The sequence below is a fragment of the Nonlabens arenilitoris genome (assembly GCF_002954765.1).
GTDB classification, from domain to species: Bacteria; Bacteroidota; Bacteroidia; order Flavobacteriales; family Flavobacteriaceae; genus Nonlabens; species Nonlabens arenilitoris.
Genome location: NZ_MTPW01000001.1, coordinates 1078472 through 1101386, shown reverse-complemented (window position 1 = coordinate 1101386; position 22915 = coordinate 1078472). Strand labels below are relative to the sequence as shown.

Genomic DNA, 22915 nt, shown 5'->3' with positions numbered 1-22915 from the left:
TGACTCAGTAAAGTCCTATAATTTTAGAATATCAAATGACCAGCAATTCTCCCCTAACTGGTTGTATAAAATGTAATTTTATGAAACTATTAAATATGTGCTTGTGCGCAATGCTTTTATTGTGCACAATTTCTTGTGAAAACGACGACTCTCCAGAATGTCAAGGAATAGACTGCCTACCACCCATTACACAAACTGGTGCTGGTACTTTTGGGTGTCTTGTTAATGGAGAACCTTACTTTGCATTTGGAGGTGTAAATGCTCAATATCAATTAGTGAATGGATCTTACAATTTATTAATTGGATTTGATCGAGATGTCGGATTTCCAGAGTCTATAAGTATAATTGGAAACGGTCAAATCAATGAAAACGGTCAGTATATTTTAGGAGACCCCACAAATGAAATTTTATTCGGTAATATAGTATTCTCTTATAATGAACAAAGTTTAGAATTTAATGAGAATACAACTAGCAACCTACATCTGGGGACTACCACTATTACTAAGTTAGACGAAACAAACCAAATAATCTCAGGTACTTTTGAATTCGAAATTCTAAACTTAGAGAACAATCAAGTTTATCAAATTACAGAAGGAAGGTTTGATTCTTTTTACACAAACTAAAAACAGTATAAAAAAGCTCACCATGAAAAAATTATTACTACTACTTACACTTTTACCTTCTATATTATTTGCACAGCTTAATGTCGATAATCAATGGAGAAATTCTATCAATCCAATTTTTAATAACCTTGAAAAAAACAGAATTGATTCAGGTATTCTCTTGGACTATGCTATGGAGTTCACAGATATCCCTTCTTATAATGGGGTTTTAAATCACAGCCTTTAATTGTTTTCTAATACCGCTTTTGTTGAGTTTAGACTCGGCATAGGTTTTTGTGACTTTAAATTCTTTATCATCACTGCTCGGTAATTCAAACATAGCGTCTGTAAAGATGGCTTCACAAAGGGAACGCAATCCACGAGCACCTAACTTATATTCAATCGCTTTTTCCACTATGTATTCTAGCGCACCATCAGTAATGGTGAACGTGATGTCATCCATGCCAAAAAGCTTCGTATACTGCTTGATAATCGCATTTTTAGGTTCGGTAAGAATAGCTCTTAAAGTTCCTGCATCTAATGGATTCATGTGTGTAAGCACTGGCAAACGACCTATGATTTCTGGAATCATCCCAAAATCTTTTACATCTTTAGGGATGATATATTTCAAGATATTATCTTGATCTTTTACGTCATCATTTGACATACTAGCGCTAAAACCTACCGCTTGCATATTCAATCGCTTACGGATCACTTTTTCTATACCATCAAAGGCTCCACCAGCGATAAATAAGATATTCTCTGTATTCACTTCGATAAATTTCTGGTCTGGATGCTTACGACCACCTTTAGGCGGTACGTTAACAACGGTTCCTTCTAGTAATTTAAGAAGTCCTTGTTGCACACCTTCACCAGATACATCTCTAGTAATAGATGGATTATCACTCTTGCGAGCAATTTTATCTATCTCATCGATGAATACGATTCCGGTTTGTGCTTTTTCAAGATTATAATCGGCAGCTTGTAATAGGCGTGTTAAGATACTTTCTACATCTTCACCTACATAACCAGCCTCAGTAAGTACCGTGGCATCTACTATGGCAAGTGGTACATTAAGCATGCGAGCAATGGTTTTGGCAATAAGCGTTTTACCAGTACCGGTCTGTCCAACCATAAGGATATTGGATTTTTGAATCTCAACATCATCATCGTTATCTACTTGTAATAATCTCTTGTAGTGATTATAAACGGCGACAGACATCACTTTTTTAGTGAACTCTTGACCTATGATATACTCATCAAGAAAAGCTTTAATATCTTGTGGCTTGCGCAGTTTCAGCTCGGCATTAGTGATGCCAGTTTCATCTTCTTTCTTGACATCTTCTAATACAATACCATGTGCTTGCTCAATACAACGATCACAGATGTGCGCGTCTAATCCTGCAATTAGCAAATTGGTATCAGCCTTGTTACGGCCACAAAAACTGCATTCCAGTTGTTCTTTACTCATAATTTGTAGTTTGTAGTACTATGTTTTATAATACGCTTTCGCGAAAGCGTAAACATTATAACAGATGTACTAGTCACGAGTTAGTACTTCATCAATCATACCGTACTCTTTAGCCTCGGCAGCTTTCATCCAGTAATCACGATCAGAGTCTGCATAGACCTTTTCATAAGTTTGCTTAGAATGCTTGGCAATGATAGTATATAATTCTTCTCTTAATTTTACAACCTCACGTGCGGTGATTTCTATATCGCTAGCTTGTCCTTGTGCACCACTAGAAACCTGGTGGATCATTACACGACTGTGTGGTAATGCACTGCGCTTACCATCTGCTCCTGCACATAATAAAACAGCTCCCATACTAGCTGCCATACCGGTACAAATTGTAGCAACATCTGGTTTGATAAATTGCATCGTGTCATAAATACCTAATCCTGCATAAACGCTACCACCTGGTGAGTTAATGTAGATTTGTATGTCCTTGTTTGCATCTGTGCTTTCTAAGAAAAGCAACTGTGCTTGTATAATGTTTGCTACTTGATCATTTACTCCAGTTCCCATAAAGATGATGCGATCCATCATTAAACGTGAAAACACATCAAAGATGGCGATGTTCATCTGGCGCTCTTCAATAATATTAGGAGTAAGATTAGTAGGGTACATGCTACCCATGATTTTATCGTAATACATCGGGTTGACACCTTGATCTTTTACGGCAAACTTTTCAAATTCTTTAGATATATCCATGTGGTAATATTACTTTTAATAAGGTAAAAAAGGCGTTAACCTATTGATAAAGTTAACGCCCTAAAGATAAGAATTATTCCATCGAGTTTATGACTCGTAGGCTTCCTTAATGAACTCTTCATAGGTAAGCTCTTTTTTCTTGAGCTTTGCGTTGTCTTTAAAGAATTGTAACATTTTTTCGTTTTGTAGTTGCTCGCTCATTCTTTTTACCTCTTCTTGGTTTTGCATGATGCGTGCAACAACTCCATCTATCTCTTCATCAGTAGCATCTGTATGACCATATTGTGCCATTTGAGCTTTGATTTGAGTACGAGAATAATCTTTTAGTTCTTCAAATTTTAATTGAAGATCTGGATTAGTCTTTAATATTTTAGATTCAATTAGCTGGTAACGTAGACCTTTTTCAGAACGCTCATACTCTGCAGCGGCTTCTTCTTCAGTCATAGGGTTCTCACCAGAATTTGCTATCCATCTCTTTAAAAAGTCTGCTGGGAGATCAAATTTTGTATTTTCTATTAAGCCTTCAGTTACGTCAGTTAATAATTTTTGATCTGTTTGTTGAGAGAACTGGCGACCAGCATCTTCTCTTAAACGTTCCATTAATTCTTCTTTACTTGAAATAACTCCAGGACCGAATAACTTATCAAAGAACTCTTGATTCATCTCAGCAAGTTCACGCTCGTTAACTTCAGTGATTTCAAAAGTTACTTTAATGTCTAGGCCATGTGCTTTATCGTGCTCTACTTTTAAGAAGTTCATCAAATCGTGATCATCTTCAAAAAGGCCTTTAGTTTTTAATTCTATAGTATCACCTACTTTACTACCTACAAATTTCTTAAGGTTAGTTTTACCTTTGATTTTATCGGTTTTAAAAGTAGCATCGCTGTTGATTCCTTCATCATCGTTACGGAATACTCCAGTGATTTGATCACCTTCAGCAACGGTATCTTTGGCAATTAGTTTACCGTATTGCTCACGGATACGATCTATCTGACGGTTTAAAGTATCGTCATCAGTTTTGATCTCGTAATGAGTGATGGTCTTTTTACCTTTTACATCTACATCAAATTGTGGAGCAATACCTAGTTCAAATTCAAAGGTAAAATCATCTGCTTCCCAGTTGATGTCTTCTTGTGCTTTAGGAAGTGGATTACCTAATAACTCAAGTTCTTCTTTAGTAATATACTCGTTCAATTGTTGCTGGATCATTTTATTGATCTCTTCAACTAGAATAGGAGTTCTGTATTTTTTTCTGATTAAGCTAGCAGGTACATGTCCTTTTCTGAAACCAGGAATGTTTGCTGTCTTGCGATAATCTGCAAGTAACTTATCTACTTGTTCTTGATAGTCTGCTTTCTCAACAGTTAGTGTAAGCAACGCATTAAGTGCGTCTATGTCAGTGCGCTTGATATTCATTTAAAGACTTTTAAGTGCTGTTAAAATTGGGGTGCAAAATTACTCTTTATTTGCGTGTAAACAAATACTTTATAATAATGAACAGTTTTAAAGCTGTGGTTTTAACTTGATTTTACGTTTTTAGGGTACAAAATGCTACCGTAATATGGAATCTTGTGTTAGTTAATCCTTGTCCTTTTCTAGAAGTTGGAATAAAATTGAACGGCCAATTGCTAATAATAAAGAGAAAATAAAGGCCCATAAAAGTCCATCTACATCAAAACCACTCACTAACCAGTCTGCTAATAAAATGATAATTGCATTGATGACTAAAAGAAATATTCCTAGTGTAATTATGGTCACTGGTAATGTGAGAATCACTAGAATAGGTCTTACTATAAAGTTAAGAAGTGATAATGAAATGGCAACTAAAATCGCACTTAGATATCCATCGGTATTTACTCCTGGTAATAGCTTTGATAACAAAACAACTAGTAGTGCGGTTATTAATAGTTTGAGTATAAATTTCATAAGGTATAATTTAGGTGGTAAAAATAAAAAAATCCGTCTCAGTTAGACCGAGACGGATTTTAATGTTGTTATAGTTTATAACTAGTTAACAGAGTCACTAGTTTGAATAGAGCGGTATGCACCTATATTTACCTTAGGAACATTAGCACCATATTGAGCGTTTATAGCATCTATAATAAAGTTTGCTGTAAGAGCATATCCTCTTGGTGTAGGGTGAACACCGTCTAAAGAGAAGGCACCACCTGTCGCATAAGTAGATGTTAAAACACCACCATTAAAAGATACGCCACCGTTAGCTACTTGTGAAAGTGCTGTTCTAGCATCTACAAAAGCAAGATCGTTTGCAGCTGCAAGAGCTTCTAGAGTAGAGTTGTATGCTGTTTGAGCTGTGCTTATAGCAGTTTGTTCTTCAGGAGTTAAAACCCACTGATCTTCTAACGGGAATGTAATACCGTTTACTGATAACTGACCAGCGGTTGCTTGATCAAGACCTAGACCTACTAACTCTTGGAAACGTGTACTGTTAAGCTGTGCAATTACAGTCTGACTAGTGAATACTAATAGGTCGTCCTCAGTTGCTTGTCTTGCTTGTCCATATTGCTGACCGAAAAGTGCAGCTTGTTGAGCAGGAAATCCGCCTCCAATTAAAACCTGTGTAAGTTGTGCTGATATATCTGTCAATGATTCGTCTTTAATTACTACTGCACTTGCAGCTGTAGTAGAAAAAGTAATAGATCTTTCAGGTACACCTAAAAATGCAAACGCTTGATTTAACGCACCAAATTGAGCATTTAAAGCTGGGATTTGAGCGGCAAAATCTGGATTTGCAGGGCTTAATGGCGCAAAAGGAACAGTTGTAAAGAAAGGTATTGAAGTTACATCTGGGATGTTAACCACTGCTCCTTTAGCTCCATTTGCCGTTAATGCTGTCACATATTGAGATACAGCACCTGCAAATACGTTAGGATCCGTTATGTCATTACTGCCATAAGTAGTTGGGTCAAAGTTTCCAGTTTGATCAACTCCTACACCACCAGAGGTAGCAAAAGAAAGAATATCATTATTACCTATCCATAGTGTAAAGAAGCTTGGGTTTGCTGCAGCGGCATCACCTATTACAGTAGACATTCCACCAGATGCAAAACGCACATAATATGGATTAGCCTGGCCTGTTGCCACACCTGCGATATTTCCATATCCTGGTGCGCCTAAATGAAAACTTTTTGCTCCTGGCACACCATAGTTATTCAATTTACCAGTAAATGTGTTAGTAATATCAGTAGTAGGTGCCTCGCCAGTATAAACGGCTGGTGCAGGACTACCATTTGCATCTACTGCTAATACAAAACGATTAGGCAATATTTGAACTCCACCTGCAAGCAATCCACCAGCGTTGTCATTTACTAACGGTTGGATAAATTCACCACCACCAGCAAGTTCCATTTGACCAGCCATTATTGCTGGAAAAGATTTTAATTGAGCGTCTAGATAAAGTGCGCCATCTGCATAACCAGATGTTAAAGAGTTACCTACAGATACATAATTTGAAAAATCTGCTTCACCAGAGGTGTATACTCCAGCTTCATCAATAGGATTATCAAACTCTACCTCACAACTTACTACCGCAGCTGCTGCGATAAAAAGGCCTATATATTTTAAATTAAATTTTTCATCATCATTGTTTTTTTACATGCTATATGTTACTCCTATACCAGGAATAAGCGCTTGTGATTTATAAGTTCCACCAAAAGAAGAAGGTGCCGAAGCGCCCGGATCTGTAAAGAAGTCATACGATTCATTTACTTCCTTAAATCTTAAGTAAAGGAATGAAGCATCGATAGCAAGTTTAGAATTAACTTGATAAGAAAGTCCGAAGGTGTATCCTAAAGAGTCGTTACGTGGTGTCTCTGGCGCAAAATAACCAGATTGTACAGGAGATTCATCATAGTACCATCCGGCTCTTAAGGTAAGATTATCAGTTGCTAAATATTGAGCACCTAATCTCCATGAAGAAGAGTCTTTGTAGTTTCTAGGATTGATAGAAGTAGATCCATTTTCAAAAACTAGATCTAGACTTTCGTACTCACTCCATAATGCACGATTGTAATCAAATGCAAGTAAAAGTTTATCGTCAAAAAACTTATGACTAAGTCCTACAGTGATTTCTGCTGGTAAAGGAAGTGTCGCTGTAAATCCAGTTTCACCGTTTGCTGGTGTTAATGCAGAGTTAGGGAAATTTGAGAATGTAGCTGTTCCTTCTGTACTTTCAATATTAATTAAAGAACGATAGTTAAAACCAAAAGAGAAACGATCATTAGGTGTAAACATTAAACCTGCGGTCCAACCCCATGCCGTAACACCTGAATCATCAATGCCTACATTTGAACGATTACCTTGCTCATCAGTAAGTGATTGGCCAGCGTTTCTGTTAAAGGTAACTCCGCCTATCGCTAGAATCGGTCCACCACCTATACTAACGCTATCAAATAGTTGATAAGAAATAGTAGGTTGTATAAATATAGCGCTTAATTCAATTTCATTTACTAAATGAGAACCTGACCAATCTGTAGGCCATGTTACATTACTACCAAAAGGAGTGTAAATACCTAAACCTACAGCAAGCTTTTCATTGATTTTATAAGTTCCATAAGCATAAACAGGAGTACCTGTAGGGCTGTCAGTTTCTGAAGAAGTTCCAAATTCTGAGTTTTGATAAGAAACGCTGGAAAAAACGCCGAATCCACCAGCACTAAAATTAATTTTGTTTTCTAAGTGTACCAATCCTGCTGGATTGAAAAAGAGAATGTCAGCACTGTTAACTACAGCCACACCAGTGTGTCCCATGGCTAACTGTCTATTACTCTGTGTACTTACTCGATATCCACCAGCATAAGCCATTGTAGAAATCAAAAGAAGCACTGCTAAAGCTTTTAATTTATTCATAATCAGTTTGTTATTAAAAAAATTGGGGTTTTGTTAAGTCAAATTTAATATTTTAAACTTCTTACGCAAGCGTTTTCGTTATTATTATGCTTGCATAGTATTTAATCTGTAAGAAAACTTGTGACCGTATTATAGAAAATTTCAGGTTGTTCTGCGTGCAACCAGTGTCCTGCATTAGGGATTGTTTTTAAGTCCGCTTTCGCGAAAGCGTGTTCTATAATTACGAAATCGTTATCGTTAATGTATCCTGAATTTGCACCTCTAACAAACAGTGTAGGGATATTTATTTGAGTCTGGATGGGTTCTTGAAAACCAATCATCTCTTGACTATCACCTAATACTTCTAGATTAAAGCGCCATCCATATCTATTTTTATCTATTCTATATAAACTTTTTAATAAGAATTGTCTTGTTCCAAAATCTGGAATACGTTTAGATAGTTGCTCATCTGCATCTTTACGATTTTTTATCTCATCAAAGTTGATGGATTTTAAACCGTTAATAATATCACTGTGATGCGGTGCATAGGTTTTAGGGGCGATGTCTGCGATAACTAGTTTACTAATAAGCTGTGGAAAGTCTGCAGCCACTTTCATAGCAACTTTTCCGCCCATAGAATGACCTATTAAATTGATATTCTCCAGTTGGTGATCTATACAATAATCGTGAACGTCTTTTGCAAGTAGTGTGTAGTTAAAGTCTACACTGTGTAAACTACGTCCATGATTGCGCTGGTCTATTAAATGAACTTCATAACCGTTTTCACTCCATTCCTTACCTAGAGTTTTCCAGTTGTCTGCCATGCCTAAAAACCCGTGTAAAATAACAAGTGGTTTTCCTTCTCCTAAAATGATTGAATGCAGCATCTAGTCGGTTAATCTGGATTTATACATATTCACAACATTTTCAAGACCCATGTAAAGGCTTTCGGATATAAGAGCGTGGCCTATAGATACCTCCAGTAGTCCAGGTACATTGTCTTTAAAATATCTCATGTTTTCTAGTGATAGGTCATGACCTGCGTTTATTCCTAAGCCTAAATCAAGCGCTTTTTGAGCAGCTTTAATATATGGGGCTACTGCTGCTTGCTTATCGCTAGGATATTGATGTGCATATGCTTCAGTATAAAGTTCTATGCGATCAACACCGGTTTTTGCTGCGCCTTCAACCATTTCTATTGATGGATCTACAAATATGCTGGTTCTTATACCTTGATCTTTAAAGTGCTTGACAATCTTAGTTAGATAAGCCTCGTTTTTAATTGTGTCCCATCCTGCGTCTGATGTTATGGCGTCTACAGCATCTGGTACTAATGTTACTTGCGCTGGTTGTACCTCGTCAACTAGCGCTATAAACTTCTCATTGGGATTTCCTTCAATGTTTAATTCTGTTTGAATTACCTTTTTAAGATCACGGGCATCTTGATATCTGATATGTCTTTCATCTGGTCGAGGATGTATGGTGATACCTTGCGCTCCAAAACGTTCTATATCAAGAGAGCATTTTATCAAGTCAGGTACATTTCCTCCACGAGCGTTGCGCAGCGTGGCTATTTTATTAACATTTACACTAAGTGCGGTCATAATAATTAATTGAGATTCAAAAATACAAAGGATTGACCGCAACGAGTAATCACAGAAATGATTAATTTGCAAAAAAAGCTTGTTAAATGAACATTCAAGAATACATTATTAATGATGTGAAACCGCTTCAGGTTACAGATGAGGTTACGGTATCTCAAAATATATTCTCGCAATTGACCTATTCACACCTTCCAGTAATGGAGGATAATATATATATAGGGTGCGTTTCTGAGAACGATGCGCATTGTTTTGAGACTGGATGTACTTTAAAAGATGTAAAATATGCGCTAGATACTTTTTATGTTAAAACAGATACTCACTGGTTAGATGTATTAGAGGCATTTGCACAGCATGATTGTAATGTGATGCCAGTACTGGATGATAATAATCGATACCTGGGTTACTATGAGCTTAAAGATATTTTACAGTTATTCAATGATTCTCCGTTTTTATATGAATCTGGTGCTGTGATTGTTATAGAAAAGGGGACAACAGATTATAGTTTTAGCGAGATTACACAAATTATTGAATCTAATGATTCTAAGTTGTATGGCTGTTTTATTAGTGGTTATAATGATCATTTAACTCAGATAACTGTTAAGGTAAGTGCAGAAAATGTAAATCAGGTTCTACAAACATTTAGAAGATATAGTTATGAGGTAATCAGCGCAGCAGAAGAAGATACCTATCTTGATAATCTTAAGGAGCGATCTGATTACCTTAATAAATACCTTAACATGTAATGAAGAAAATCGCTATTTACGGTCAGTATCTTCAAGACGATAGTCTTTCAACCATCACTAGTGTACTGGAGCAATTGCAGTTAAGAGATTGTAAAGTATATATAGAACAAGATTATGTTGCCCTTATAGGTAATAAGGTAGAACTGAACATCGCAGGGACATTTAAGTCATTAGATACCAGTTATGATTTAATGATTAGTATAGGTGGTGATGGTACTATATTAAGAGCTGTGTCCTATATAGGTAAGCTCAATATTCCGGTTATGGGAATAAATACAGGTAGGCTAGGTTTTCTTGCGACACTACAGTCTGAAGAGCTGGAACTGGCATTTACTTTATTATTCAATAAAAAATATCGTTTAAGTAAGCGTAGTTTGATCACGGCTACATCTCAACATTCAGAAAATCATCTAGCACCAGACAACTTTGCACTTAATGAAGTAACCGTAAGTAGGCAAAATACAACTAGTATGATCCAGATAGAGACGCACCTTAATGGTGAGTTGTTGACATCTTATTGGGCAGATGGGTTAATCGTTTCTACTCCAACAGGTTCTACTGGTTATAGTTTAAGTTGTGGTGGACCAGTGATTACACCAGATACTGAGGCATTAGTTATTACACCTATAGCACCTCATAACTTAAATGCACGACCTTTAGTGATCCCTGATGATACAGTTATTACCGTAAAAGTTATGGGTAGAGAAAATGAATTCTTAGCTTCTCTAGATAATCGTATAGCCTCATATCCAGATGAGACTGAAATCACTTTAAAAAAGGCAGATTTTACAATAGATTTAATTGAATTAGAGCACGTGAGTTTCATAAAAACCATCCGTCATAAATTACTTTGGGGAGAAGATAAACGCAATTAGACAATAATTTTAAAGAAACCTAGTTTTACATTACTCACAATCATGCATGTTTACTCATGTCAGGTAATGAGAATTGTTATATTTGCACGTTTTAAAATTTCCATGCGTTTATTATTATTAGTTAGTTTTCTTTTTTGTTTCGCTTTCGCGAAAGCGCAAACCTATGAAGTAGGTCTATTTGCCGGTGGTAGTAATATCATAGGTGATGTAGGTAGTACTCAGTTTATTGATCCTGTAGATCTAACAGTAGGAGGTCTTTTTAAATGGAACCGTAGTGATCGTCACAGCTTTAGAGCATCGGTAATATTTTCTAATATGGTAGGTGATGATAACGATAGTGATGATGTTTCTAGAGATTTAAGAGGATATAAGTATAATTATAATCTTATAGAAGCGAGTGTAGGAATAGAGTATAATTTTTGGGAATGGGAACTTTACACTGGTAAACCTCAAATCGTGCCCTATATTTACACAGGGATTACTGGTTTTCAATATGAGGCATTTAGATTAGACCAAGTAAGTAATCAATTAGTAGAAGAAGATACAGATAGAGGATTAGCAATTCCATTTATTTTAGGAGTTAAGTATAATATTGCGCCTAAACTAGTACTAGGATTAGAAGCAGGTGTGCGATATACATTTACAGACAATCTAGATGGTAGTAATAACGAGGATTTTGAAAACGTGAGTTTTGGGAATATTAACAATAATGATTGGTATGTATTCTCTGGAGTGACGTTAACTTATGCATTTGGTAGAAAACCTTGTTATTGTAATTTTTAAGAATGGATAAAAACGTACTACATACCCATAATATTCCACAGCATGTTGCTGTAATTATGGATGGTAATGGTCGCTGGGCAAAAAAGCAAGGTCTCATGCGAGTGCGAGGACATGAGAAAGGAGCAAAAGCTGTAAGAGAAACGGTGGAAACTTGCGCTGAGCTAGGTATTAAAAATTTAACGCTTTACGCTTTTAGTACAGAAAATTGGAAAAGACCTAAGCTAGAAGTGGATACTCTTATGAGATTGCTGGTTTCTAGTCTTAAAAAAGAACTTCCTACATTACAAAAAAACAATATTTCATTAAAAGCAGTAGGTAGTCTAGAATTATTGCCTAAAACTGCTCAAAAAGAACTTCAAGAAGTAATTACCGCTACTGCAAGTAATGATCACATGAATTTAACGCTAGCCCTTAGTTACGGGTCACGTGAAGAGTTAATTACTGTGATTAAAAATGTAGCAAGTAAGGTGAAAGAAGGTGAAATAGAAATTGAAAATATCAATCAGGACACCATAAATAGTTTGTTGTATACTAATTACATGCCAGACGTTGACCTATTGATTAGAACTAGTGGAGAGCAACGTATAAGCAACTTTTTGCTATGGCAAATCGCTTATGCAGAGCTTTATTTTACAGATGTGCTATGGCCTGATTTCAGGAAAGAACATCTTATAGAAGCATTAAAAAATTATCAAGACCGAGAACGTAGATTCGGTAAAACGAGTGAACAATTATAGAATAATGACAAGACAGCTAGCACACTCGCTACTTATAGCAGTAGTATTTTTATTAGGAACTACTATAAAGGCACAACAGGCAGATACACCTATTGGAAACGCCACAAAATATAAACTAGGTGACATTACTGTAACAGGTAGCCAGACTTATAACGAAAACACCGTAATCGCTTTTACAGGTCTACGTAAAGGAGATGAAATCTATGTTCCAGGGCAGCGATTAAGTGATGTGGTTAAAAAATTATGGGATTTAAAGCTATTCAGTGATATTAGATTCTATAAAACCAGCGTGATTCCTGATCCAGATGGTGGTGAGTTAGAAATCATTAACCTTGAATTAAACATTGTTGAGGTACCTAATCTTAGTAATGTAGAAATAACTGGTATTAAAGAGCGCAAAGCTAAAGACTTAAGAGATGAACTTAAGCTTACCAGTGGTCGTAAAGCAACTGAGAACCTAGTTACTAATACACGTAACTTTATTGAGAATAAATATAGAGATGACGGTTATTTATATGCAGACGCGTTAGTACGTGTACGTGAAGTAATCGATACAACAGATCAAAGCACCAATCGTGTTGATATGAAAATCGATATTAACAAAGGTGAGAAAGTAAAAGTAGAAGAAATTACTTTTACTGGAAACCAATTGATTGAAGATAAAAAGTTGCGTAAAGCAATGAAAAATACAAAACGTCGCAATCCATTTAGATTATTAAAAAGGTCTAAGTACATTGAGGCAGATTATCAAGAAGATTTAAGTTCTGTTCTTGATATGTATAAAGAAAGAGGTTTTAGAGATGCACGTATTATAGGAGATACTCTTATAAAAAACAGTGATAAAAGGATTTCTTTAGATATAGAGGTAGAAGAAGGTAAAAAGTATTATTTCGGTAATATAGAATTTGTAGGAAACACTGTTTACACTGACGATCAATTAAGAAGAATACTGCAAGTAGATAAAGGAGATGTGTATAATGGAGTGGCATTTTATGAACGTATTAGCAATCCACAGGATCCAGACTCTGATGATATCTCAAATCAATATCAAAATACGGGTTACCTATTCTCATCTGTAAATGCTGTTGAAACACGAGTGTATAATGACACCATAGATTTTGAAGTACGTATAGTAGAAGGTGAAGAAGCCTTCTTTAATAACATCACCGTTACTGGTAACACTAGAACTAACGACCACGTCATTTATAGAAATTTACAAACCACGCCAGGTGAAAGATATTCTAGACAAAAAATTATTAACTCAATTCGTGAATTAGGTCAGCTAGGATTCTTTAATCCAGAAACGATTAATCCACAACTTAAAAATGTAAGTCAGCAAGACGGTACTGTCGACGTTGAATTTGAATTAGAAGAAGCAGGAGCTAGCCAGATCGAACTACAAGGTGGTTATGGTGGTGGTGGTTTTGTGGGTACACTAGGTTTACGTTTCAACAACTTTTCTTTACGTAACATTTTTAATGGTGAGGCTTATGAGCCAGTGCCTATGGGTGATGGCCAGACACTAGCGATACGAGCTCAAGCAAGTACCATATTTAGAACATATAGTTTAAATTTCACTGAACCATGGTTAGGTGGTAAGAAACCAGTTTCATTTAATGTGTCTTTTTCACATAGTGAACAATATCGAACTACAGCTAATTTTAGAGATGTTGATCGTAGTCAGCGATTCTTAATTACTGGAGGAACCATAGGTCTTGCAAAAAGATTAGAATGGCCTGATAATTATTTCCAATTTTCACAAGCATTATCTTATCAGAGATATACTGTTAGAAATTATAGTTCCCAACTTTTTGATTTTAACACAGGATATGCAAATAACTTAGCGTACACGGTAGGTTTAAGCAGAAATAATGTAGGTGTAAATCCTATATTCCCTACATATGGTTCTTCTTTTTCAATCACCGCTAAATTTACACCACCATATTCTCTTTTTAATGGGATAGATTATGCCAATCTAGGTGAGCAAGAACAATATCAAACTAACGGTGTAGCAGATCAAGAAAAAATAGATAGAGAACGATTAAAGTTTTTAGAGTTCTATAAAATAAAATTTCAAGGTAAATGGTATACTAGGCTTTATGATAAATTAGTTTTAGAAACAAATACAGAATTTGGATTCTTAGGAGCTTATAATCAAGATCGTGGTCTTGTACCATTTGAACGTTTCTTTGTAGGTGGTGATGGTTTAGGAGCATTTTCTTTAGATGGACGTGATATAGTAAGATTAAGAGGTTATGATAGTCCACAAGCAGTAACAATTAATTCGGTAGATGGTGATACGGTTTACAATAAATTCTCTTTTGAGTTGAGATACCCTATATCTTTAGAGCAAGCAGCATCTATTTATGTATTATCTTTTGCAGAGGCAGGCGCGTCGTACGAGAACTTTAGAGAATACAACCCATTTGAAGTTAAACGTTCTGCAGGTGCTGGATTGCGTATATTTATGCCAGCTTTTGGATTGTTAGGTATTGACTTTGGTTATGGATTTGATTCTCCTAATAATACAATCAGCAACGATCCTAGTGGATGGAATGTTCACTTCATCATCGGGCAACAATTCTAAGAATGGCACGATATTTTCTATAAACACTTTGAGCTTATGAAAAATAAGATTTTTGTTATCAGCATAATGGCCTTTATGAGTTTCGCTTTCGCGAAAGCGCAAGGAGGAACTAGAGGTATTAGAGTAGGTTTTATTGATATGGAATATATTCTCGAGAATGTACCAGAGTATCAAAAAGCGTCTCAACAACTAGAGCAAAAAATGGGTAAGTGGAAACAAGAAATTGATGCCATGAGTCTAGAAGTGCAACAAATGAAAGATGCTTTGCAAAATGAAAGAGTCTTACTAACTAATGAGCTTATTGAAGAGAAAGAAGAAGATATTAAGATAAAAGAAGAAGAGCTTTTAAACTATCAGCAAAAAAGATTCGGTCCTCAAGGTGATTTTGTTTTACAAAAAGAACAGCTAATACAACCAGTACAAGATCAAGTTTTTAATGAAATTCGTAAGATAGGAAGCCTTAAAAAATATGATTACATACTTGATAGTTCTGAGGCAGCAATGCTTTATAATGCAGAGCGTCATGATTTAAGTGATCAGGTTTTGAAAGCAATAGGTAGAACTGCAAAAATCGATTCTAGAAATAGAGGTAATGATAAAGAGCCTACTAAAGAAGAATTGAGAGAACAAGAGAAAGAAGAACGCTACTTATCTGTAGAAGAAGCAGAAACTGTAGAGCAAAAAGAAGAAGCAAAAGAACAACTAATAAATGATAGAGAAAAAGCAAGACTTGAGAAATTAAGAGTACGTGACTCTATCAAAGCAGCCAGAGCTGCAAAGTTTCAAAAGCGTAGAGATAGTATAATCGAGGCAAGAGAGAGACGCAAGGATAGTATACTAAAAGCACGTGAAGCAAAGAAAAAGGCAAATCAAAAAACGCCTCCAGGCGGTGAATAATAACGCGAGACCATTATATTTGCAGCCGCGTTAATAGAAATTAAAGCAAAACAACAATTAATAATTAGAAAATGAAACAAGTAAAAACCCTTATAACAGCAGTAGTAGTGATGTTTCTTATGGCAGGAATCAACACAGTTCAAGCTCAGGCTACTCCTAGTAAAGTATGTCACGTAGCATCTCAAGAGTTAGTTGAACAACTACCTCAAGCTAAAGCTGCTGATAAACAACTAAGAGATCTTGCTAAGACTTATGAAGCAACTCTAGGTGAAATGGATAAGGAATTGCAAAACAAAGCAGAACAATTAAAAAGTCTTGCTGAATCACGTAGCGATGAAGAAAATCAACGTGCTTACCAAGAGCTTATGGCTGGTCAAAAGAAACTAGAAGAGTACTACCAAAGTTCTCAACAAGCTATGGCTCAAAAAAGAACAGATCTTTTAAAGCCATTGTATAAAAAAGTACGTGATGCTATTCAAAAAGTAGCTCGTGCAAAAGGTTTTGACTATGTACTAGACTCAACAACAGGTACAGGAGTAATCATGGCAGATGGCTATGATATCACGCCAGACGTAAAAAAAGAATTAGGTATTACTCAGTAATTATTTAATACCATATTTTAAAAAACCGCTTAACTATTATAAGCGGTTTTTTTTATGCGTTAAATTCTAGTATACACATTATCTTTATATCATGAGTAATTTACAGCCTATTGGGTTTTTCGACAGTGGAGTAGGTGGAACTTCAGTATGGAAAGAAGTGGTACAATTGTTACCGCATGAAAACACCATTTATCTAGCAGACAGTAAGCATGCACCTTATGGTCGTAAGTCTAAAGATGAAATCACTAAATTATGTATTAAAAACACAGATTACTTGCTTAGTCGTGGTTGTAAATTAATCGCTGTACCTTGTAATACTGCAACTACTAACAGTATCTCTTATTTACGAGAACATTATGATGTGCCTTTTATAGGTATTGAGCCAGCAATTAAACCTGCTGCTCTTAATAGCGCTACTGGTAAGATAGGTATTCTGGCCACGCAAGGGACATTATCAAGTGAATTGTTTAATAGAACTCAAAAAGCCTTTACAAAGGATGTAAACACCATAGAAATAGTAGGTACAGGTATCGTAGAACTTATTGAATCTGGTAAAAAAGATTCTGAAGAAATGCGAGATTTATTGGTGAGTATTACAGAGCCATTCATGATATCTGGTATTGATTATCTCGTGTTAGGTTGTAGTCATTATCCATACATTAAAGACATATTGCAAGAGCTATTGCCCAGCCGTGTAAAAATCATAGATAGTGGAGCTGCTGTGGCCAGGCAAACTCTACATATATTAAAAGAGTTTAATATTTTAAATAACCAGACCGCACTAGGTCATCATGAGTTGTATTCTAATCTCAATACTCAAGTGCTCGACTTGCTAACTGTTGAAGTCAATAATAGAAGGGTGGACTATCTAGACTTTTAACTAAAGAATTTAAATAGTTCTAATTTTCGACTAGGACTTACCGGTAATTCTATATCACCTAATATCACGCTGCCGCCTTTACCTTTTTTATAGGCTGTTACATGTGAGGCATTTATTAAATGTGACTTATGGATTCTGCAAAAACCTTTATCAGTAAGCATGTCCTCAAAGTGTTTTAAGGTTTTAGAAACTAGTTTGTGTTTGTGAGATAGATAAACGTTAGTATAATTATCATCTGCGGTACAGTAAATAATATCCTTTACAGGAATGACCTCAAAACCTTCTTGAGTAGGTATGGTGATTTTATCATTTAATTGAGAATTGCTTTGCTCTTTTATAGATAGTCCTATGTTTACTTCTTCTTCACGTTCCTTAATGCTTTTTACTATATCAACAGCTTTAATAAGCTCATCTATTTCAATAGGTTTTAATAAATAATATGCAGCTTGTTGATTTAAAGCTTCCTTTGCATACTGATCATAAGCGGTTACAAAAACAGTTTCAAAATCTCTATTACCTAGCCGGTCTAGCAAATCAAATGCGGTCCCAAAGGGCATTTCAACATCTAAAAATAATAGGTCTATTTCTGTTTTGCGCAGTAGTTGTAAGGCCTCATCTACATTAGATGCTTCAGCAAGAATGGTAACGTTAGGACAGTACTTAGATAAGTATTTTTTGAGAATCTCTCTAGAGATTTGCTCATCTTCTACGATAATCGCTTTTAAGTTCATAGAGCATTTTTTAATTAGAATAAGTCATTTTAACGGTAACCTCAGTCCCTATATCTGGAGATAAGCCAGCATCGTTTACTATCAAATCAATCTGGCAATCGTGTAATTCATTTAGTAATGCTACTCTATTCATTACGTTGCCCAGGCCTTTGCTTTCTCGTTTCTTTTGGTGTTCCGTTTTGAGCTTTTTGGACTTAGCTCTTCCTATTCCGTTATCTGTTATGGTGACGATAATTTCGTTTTCAGCTTTCGCGAAAGCGACCTTTAAAAAACCTTTCTCATCCTTATATCTTAATCCATGCCATACTGCATTTTCAATAATGGGTTGCAGTAACATAGGAGGCACTTGTAACGAAGTGTTTTCTAGCCTAGGATCGATGATCAAATCATAATCAAATTTGTTCTTAAAACGCTCGTGTTCGAGTTTTAAATACAGGCCTAGTAATTCAATTTCTTTAGGCAGTGGTATGAAGTCCAGTTCTGAATTCTCGAGAACACTGCGCATGAGTTTAGAAAAGTCTGCTAGATATTTATTTGCAGCACGTTCATTATTCATTGCTATGTAACTATTTACAGAGTTAAGTGCATTAAAAATAAAATGTGGATTCATCTGGCTGCGCAGTGATTTGAGTGCTAGTAAATGATTGTTGATGCGCTGTTGTTTATTATTGCGCCACATAAAGTAAGCTAGTGTGATTAATAATAGACTTAATGCAATAAGTGAGTAGATGATCCAGCGTTGTCGATTGTTAACTTGTTGGGTTAATTCACGCTCTGTATTAATTAGCGTGATTCTATTTTCTGTAAGTTCCCGATCTTTTTCAAGTGTTAGAATTCGGGTTTGTCTATTCACTAACTCTTGTGCTTTACGAGTGTTTAAAGCTATTTCTTGCTCTTTTTGCTCATAAAGTCGGTCAACGGTTTCAATGTAAATCTCATTATATTTTAATGATTTTGCCGTGTTACCATTGGTACGATAAAGTTTATAAAGATTGCGCGCGGCCTCTTTTTTAGTCTCTAGGTCATTATTTAAACTAGCTTCTTTAAAACTGCTTTCAAAAGAAGCGATTGCTTCTACAAAATTATTTGTGGCTTTATAGGCTTCAGCAATTTTAAGTTGTTCTTTTTGTTTTGAGTATGTTGTTGTGACGTTATCCACAGGTATATCTATAAGCGCGCCCACTTCTAGATCTTCCATAATGGTATCTTCCATCTCTATAATGTTACTAGAGCTAGGTGCCTCAAGGTTTGTTACCGTTGCCTTTCTTTTTGCAGTACTTGCTTTATCAATAAGTTCAATGTTTTTTTTACGTAAAGCAATTTCTTTATCATATTGTTGATTGCTATTATAAAAATCTGCGGTGGCAGACTGTGTAACTACATTGCTTATAATTCCTTCATTTTTTGAATCTTGAATGGCGTCGCTGTAATAAGACTCTGCAGTACTGACTTGTCCCGTTGAGTTATAGATATTTGCAATGTTTGTATTAAGTTGTGGTAGTAATGTGGTTAAATTGTTTGTTTGTGCAGTTTGTAAAGCTACTTGATGATTTTTAAGCGCTGCTTGGGTATTATTAGTTTTTTCATAAGCATTTCCTAGAGCTGTATAAGCAGTTACTAATTGCTGGTTAGTAAGTCCTGTACTGCGATTAGAAGATGATTTTTTTGATTTTTGATTTGCAGTAAGAGCTTCTAGTGTTTTGATTGCTTCTTGATAATTACCATTGCTCTGTAGTGACTGAGCTAGTTTGAGTTGCCTTTGTGCTGTGTTTTGAGACTTAATGGCCGCTCTATAGTTAGTAATTGCTAGATCTGCTTGTTTATTAAATAGGTATAAATCACCTAATTTTTCATAAGCTTTAGCCTCTTTAACAGCGCCTATCCCATTAGGATTATTAGATAAAGCAGCGATTATAAAGTCTGCAGTTTTTTGTGCGTCTTTTTTAAGATAAACCTGGGCGCTATCCATTAAAACTTCATAGCTCAATGATTTAAGGCGGTCTTTTTGTGATAGATCATCTATAACTTGAATCTCTACCTTATCATTACTTCTTATTGTATAGTACACGGTTTCAAAATCAGATCGCCTTATGATTATTTCATCACCTAGGTTTGCTGGAATTTTAAAATAACCTTGTAAATCTGTAGTAGCATATCGTCCCATGGGGCCTTCAATATTAACACCAGATACCGGTTTTCTTTTATCACTAACAACACGACCTTCTAGAACCATAGTGGTACGTTCACTAGTAGTCTTGCGTGACTCATTACTTTGTGCCATAACCGTAATGGTTACACCCAATGATAAAATTATAAATAGGATTATTGCTCTCATTACGGTTGTAAACTTAGGCATTAAATGTTATATAGATTCAAGCACTGTGCCGTTTATGAGCTGTTTAGAGATAGATTTAGGTAGTAATGTATAGGTCTACTCGATGGGTATGTCCATACACTCATCCATATACTAGTTTCACTCATTTGAGATATTTTACAATGTGCTATCCCAGTAGTTTTGATAAATAAAATCTAATAAAATGAAAATCATCTCATCTACATTTTTAATCCTTTGTACACTTAGTTTGAGTGCACAGCATTTAGGTAATTTTAATAACCAAGCCTCGCAAATGGAAATATCCAGAGCTAATATAGCAACAGCAGATATGGGTAATGCGCGAGTGATAGGTTATAATGCCAGACCTGTCGCAAGTGTTGCCTTGCAACCTAGCAATGTATTAAACTTAAACTTGCGTAGCCTTTATAACGTTGAAGCCACAGATTACACCGCTGTGTTTAATATTAATCAGGTAGGAGAAACAGCAGACGAGACCACGCAATTAATGAGTGATAAAATTAATGCCATTAAAGCTGAATTGAGAGGCAAAGGCTTTAATGGGAAATTTGCTGTAGATATGATTTCATTTATACCTCAATACGAGATAGAAGTCACTAAAAAGCTTTTCAGTAAAACTTATACTGAGGTTCCTGTCGGTTTTGAATTACAGCAAAATTTATTGATTTCTTATCGTGATGATGCCGACTTTGAAAAAATATTATCTGCATGTGCCAGTGCCGAGGTTTATAACCTCGTTAAAGTAGATTATTATGTAAAAAATCTAGAAGCAATATATGCTGATCTACAAACCAAACTACTTACCGAAGTAAAAAAGAAGAAAGAATACTATACAGCGTTAGGTTTTGATATGAGTGAGTATGATGTCCACATGGCCGATGCTAAGTATTACCATATGCCTAAAGATCATTACAAAAGTTATGTTGCAGCCAATAATATAAGTATGGATGCACTTAAACAAAAGAAAGGTGTGACGCGTATTAAAAAACCAATCTCATATTACTATGACCCTATTGCTCATTCTGGTTATGATATCGTCGTTAATGCCGCAATCACTAAACCTGTCATACAATTAGGTATGGATTTAACATTGCGATACGTACCTAAGCCAGCCAAGCCAATTGCACCTGTTGCGCCAGTAAAAGAGCCTAAGCCTAAAGTATATGTCATATCGCCTACAGGTCCAGTAGATATCAAACAATTACCTAACTCTTAAAATAAAAGTCATGAAAACTCTTCAGAATATCTTAATTACGACTGTATTACTCGCATTTATTGCATGTAAAGGTGCAACTATGGAAAAACCTGTAAATGATAGTATGACAGAGGTTGCTTTATTGGAGAGAAAGCCTTCTCAACCCATTCAACCAGCAACTATTCAAATAGCATTATTACTAGATACGAGTGGTAGTATGAATGGACTAATAGATCAAGCTAAAACTCAATTATGGAATCTTGTAAATAAAATGACTTATGCGCAGTGTAATGAAGTACAGGTTAATATTGAAATCGCGTTGTATGAGTATGGTAATACTACAATTCCACAACAGGAAGATTTTTTAAGACAGATAGTTCCTTTTTCTACAGATCTAGATTTAATAAGTAAAGAATTGTTTGCCCTCGATACTAATGGTGGTGATGAGTATTGTGGTGCGGTAATTAATCACGCAACAAAAAATTTAGAATGGCGCAATGGTACTCAAGATTTAAAGATGTTATTTATAGCTGGTAATGAATCCTTTCTTCAAGGCAATACTTCAATAAATGACGCTATGAAAGATGCCTCTCAAAAAGATATTACTATTAACACTATATTCTGTGGTGATGCACAAACAGGAATCTCTTTAAAATGGAAAAACGCTGCTTTTTTAGGAAAAGGAGAATACATGGTAATTGATCACAATCAACAAACTCATTATGTAAAAACACCTTATGATGACAAGATATTACAACTTAATTCACAATTAAACAGTACTTATATTTCTTATGGAAGTCAAGGTCAATCTAGAATTGCACAGCAAAATTATATAGATAATCAAACAGCTGGTGTGTCTGTAACAGCAAATGTGAATCGTAGTGTTGTGAAATCAAAGAGCGTATATAATAATGCAGGTTGGGATTTAATAGATGCTGCTGAGGATGAAGAAATGCTTGAAGATCTAATTACAGCAAATAAAAAAACTCTTGATGCAAATTTGAAAGATAAATCTGTGGAGGAAATAAAGGCTATAACTCTTGCAAAAAAGAAAGAAAGAGTAAGCGTACAGAAGAGGATTCTGGATTTAAGTAAGAAACGCGAGCAATTCATACAATCACAAAATTCTCGTGACAATGGTTTGGAGAGCGCTATGATTAATGCAGTTAGAAAGAAAGCCGCCTTAAAAAATTATACTTGGGAAATAGATTAGAGATTTTTTTATTACGCTTTCGCGAAAGCGTAATAAAAACAACCTTTTAA

The 22915-nt window shown here is 35.4% G+C and carries 22 protein-coding genes; 12 read left to right on the top strand and 10 right to left on the bottom strand.

Annotated features, from left to right (window positions below; genetic code table 11):
• The first annotated feature begins 80 nt into the window (after positions 1 to 80).
• On the top strand, positions 81 to 623 hold the full coding sequence (locus tag BST92_RS04800; protein ID WP_146105096.1) for a Riean_0653 family protein: 543 nt from the start codon (positions 81 to 83) through the stop codon (positions 621 to 623).
• A gap of 22 nt (positions 624 to 645) precedes the next feature.
• Positions 646 to 849: a hypothetical protein gene (locus BST92_RS04795; RefSeq protein WP_105070421.1), complete on the top strand. Its 204-nt coding sequence runs from the start codon at positions 646 to 648 to the stop codon at positions 847 to 849.
• Here the strand turns inward: BST92_RS04795 and clpX are convergent.
• From clpX to BST92_RS04755, 8 genes are all read right to left on the bottom strand, one after another.
• Positions 832 to 2073 carry an ATP-dependent Clp protease ATP-binding subunit ClpX gene (gene clpX / locus BST92_RS04790; RefSeq protein ID WP_105070420.1) on the bottom strand — a complete coding sequence of 414 codons (1242 nt, stop codon included), beginning with the start codon at positions 2071 to 2073 and terminating at the stop codon, positions 832 to 834. The genes BST92_RS04795 and clpX overlap by 18 nt on opposite strands.
• A 69-nt stretch (positions 2074 to 2142) precedes the next feature.
• Positions 2143 to 2817 (bottom strand): ATP-dependent Clp endopeptidase proteolytic subunit ClpP, encoded by a 675-nt coding sequence (gene clpP, locus BST92_RS04785; protein WP_006796247.1) that lies wholly within the window; start codon positions 2815 to 2817, stop codon positions 2143 to 2145.
• An 87-nt stretch (positions 2818 to 2904) separates the two neighbouring features.
• Entirely contained in the window at positions 2905 to 4233 is a 1329-nt protein-coding gene (gene tig / locus BST92_RS04780; RefSeq protein ID WP_105070419.1) for a trigger factor, read from the bottom strand.
• 162 nt (positions 4234 to 4395) lie between these two features.
• Entirely contained in the window at positions 4396 to 4743 is a 348-nt protein-coding gene (locus BST92_RS04775; RefSeq protein ID WP_105070418.1) for a phage holin family protein, read from the bottom strand.
• A gap of 81 nt (positions 4744 to 4824) precedes the next feature.
• Positions 4825 to 6198: an SGNH/GDSL hydrolase family protein gene (locus BST92_RS04770; RefSeq protein WP_245910864.1), complete on the bottom strand. Its 1374-nt coding sequence runs from the start codon at positions 6196 to 6198 to the stop codon at positions 4825 to 4827.
• Positions 6199 to 6429: 231 nt separating this feature from the next.
• Positions 6430 to 7686, bottom strand: a complete 1257-nt coding sequence (locus BST92_RS04765; RefSeq protein ID WP_105070416.1) for an OmpP1/FadL family transporter — start codon at positions 7684 to 7686, stop codon at positions 6430 to 6432.
• 101 nt (positions 7687 to 7787) lie between these two features.
• Positions 7788 to 8552, bottom strand: coding sequence for an alpha/beta fold hydrolase (locus tag BST92_RS04760; protein ID WP_105070415.1), 765 nt, complete (start codon positions 8550 to 8552; stop codon positions 7788 to 7790).
• Positions 8553 to 9269: a pyridoxine 5'-phosphate synthase gene (locus BST92_RS04755; protein WP_105070414.1), complete on the bottom strand. Its 717-nt coding sequence runs from the start codon at positions 9267 to 9269 to the stop codon at positions 8553 to 8555.
• An 86-nt stretch (positions 9270 to 9355) separates the two neighbouring features.
• Here BST92_RS04755 and BST92_RS04750 point away from each other — a divergent pair, with 86 nt between their 5' ends.
• The 8 genes from BST92_RS04750 (at position 9356) to murI (ending at position 17373) form a co-directional block, all read left to right on the top strand.
• A complete protein-coding gene (locus tag BST92_RS04750; protein ID WP_105070413.1) occupies positions 9356 to 10012 on the top strand; it encodes a CBS domain-containing protein in 657 nt (218 codons plus the stop codon).
• On the top strand, positions 10012 to 10887 hold the full coding sequence (locus tag BST92_RS04745) for an NAD kinase (protein WP_105070412.1): 876 nt from the start codon (positions 10012 to 10014) through the stop codon (positions 10885 to 10887). The genes BST92_RS04750 and BST92_RS04745 overlap by 1 nt, the downstream gene beginning before the upstream one ends.
• Before the next feature lie 102 nt (positions 10888 to 10989).
• On the top strand, positions 10990 to 11670 hold the full coding sequence (gene porG, locus BST92_RS04740; RefSeq protein ID WP_042269035.1) for a type IX secretion system protein PorG: 681 nt from the start codon (positions 10990 to 10992) through the stop codon (positions 11668 to 11670).
• Positions 11671 to 11672: 2 nt separating this feature from the next.
• Positions 11673 to 12407: an undecaprenyl pyrophosphate synthase gene (locus tag BST92_RS04735; RefSeq protein ID WP_105070411.1), complete on the top strand. Its 735-nt coding sequence runs from the start codon at positions 11673 to 11675 to the stop codon at positions 12405 to 12407.
• A gap of 4 nt (positions 12408 to 12411) precedes the next feature.
• Complete coding sequence (locus BST92_RS04730; protein ID WP_170061712.1) at positions 12412 to 14994, top strand: BamA/OMP85 family outer membrane protein; 2583 nt, start codon at positions 12412 to 12414, stop codon at positions 14992 to 14994.
• A 36-nt stretch (positions 14995 to 15030) separates the two neighbouring features.
• The gene (locus BST92_RS04725; RefSeq protein WP_105070409.1) at positions 15031 to 15891 is read left to right on the top strand and encodes an OmpH/Skp family outer membrane protein; all 861 of its coding nucleotides are present in this window, start codon (positions 15031 to 15033) and stop codon (positions 15889 to 15891) included.
• 71 nt (positions 15892 to 15962) lie between these two features.
• Positions 15963 to 16493: an OmpH/Skp family outer membrane protein gene (locus BST92_RS04720; protein ID WP_036583761.1), complete on the top strand. Its 531-nt coding sequence runs from the start codon at positions 15963 to 15965 to the stop codon at positions 16491 to 16493.
• A 91-nt stretch (positions 16494 to 16584) separates the two neighbouring features.
• Positions 16585 to 17373, top strand: a complete 789-nt coding sequence (gene murI / locus BST92_RS04715) for a glutamate racemase (RefSeq protein ID WP_105070408.1) — start codon at positions 16585 to 16587, stop codon at positions 17371 to 17373.
• Here the strand turns inward: murI and BST92_RS04710 are convergent.
• Complete coding sequence (locus BST92_RS04710) at positions 17370 to 18104, bottom strand: LytR/AlgR family response regulator transcription factor (RefSeq protein WP_105070407.1); 735 nt, start codon at positions 18102 to 18104, stop codon at positions 17370 to 17372. The genes murI and BST92_RS04710 overlap by 4 nt on opposite strands.
• A gap of 10 nt (positions 18105 to 18114) precedes the next feature.
• A complete protein-coding gene (locus tag BST92_RS04705; RefSeq protein ID WP_105070406.1) occupies positions 18115 to 20460 on the bottom strand; it encodes a tetratricopeptide repeat-containing sensor histidine kinase in 2346 nt (781 codons plus the stop codon).
• Between the two features lie 181 nt (positions 20461 to 20641).
• On the opposite strand from BST92_RS04705, the gene BST92_RS04700 reads away from it, so the two are divergent.
• Together BST92_RS04700 and BST92_RS04695 are read left to right on the top strand one after the other, a co-directional pair.
• A complete protein-coding gene (locus BST92_RS04700) occupies positions 20642 to 21673 on the top strand; it encodes an SIMPL domain-containing protein (protein WP_105070405.1) in 1032 nt (343 codons plus the stop codon).
• Positions 21674 to 21683: 10 nt separating this feature from the next.
• On the top strand, positions 21684 to 22865 hold the full coding sequence (locus BST92_RS04695) for a vWA domain-containing protein (RefSeq protein ID WP_105070404.1): 1182 nt from the start codon (positions 21684 to 21686) through the stop codon (positions 22863 to 22865).
• The last annotated feature ends 50 nt before the right edge of the window (positions 22866 to 22915 follow it).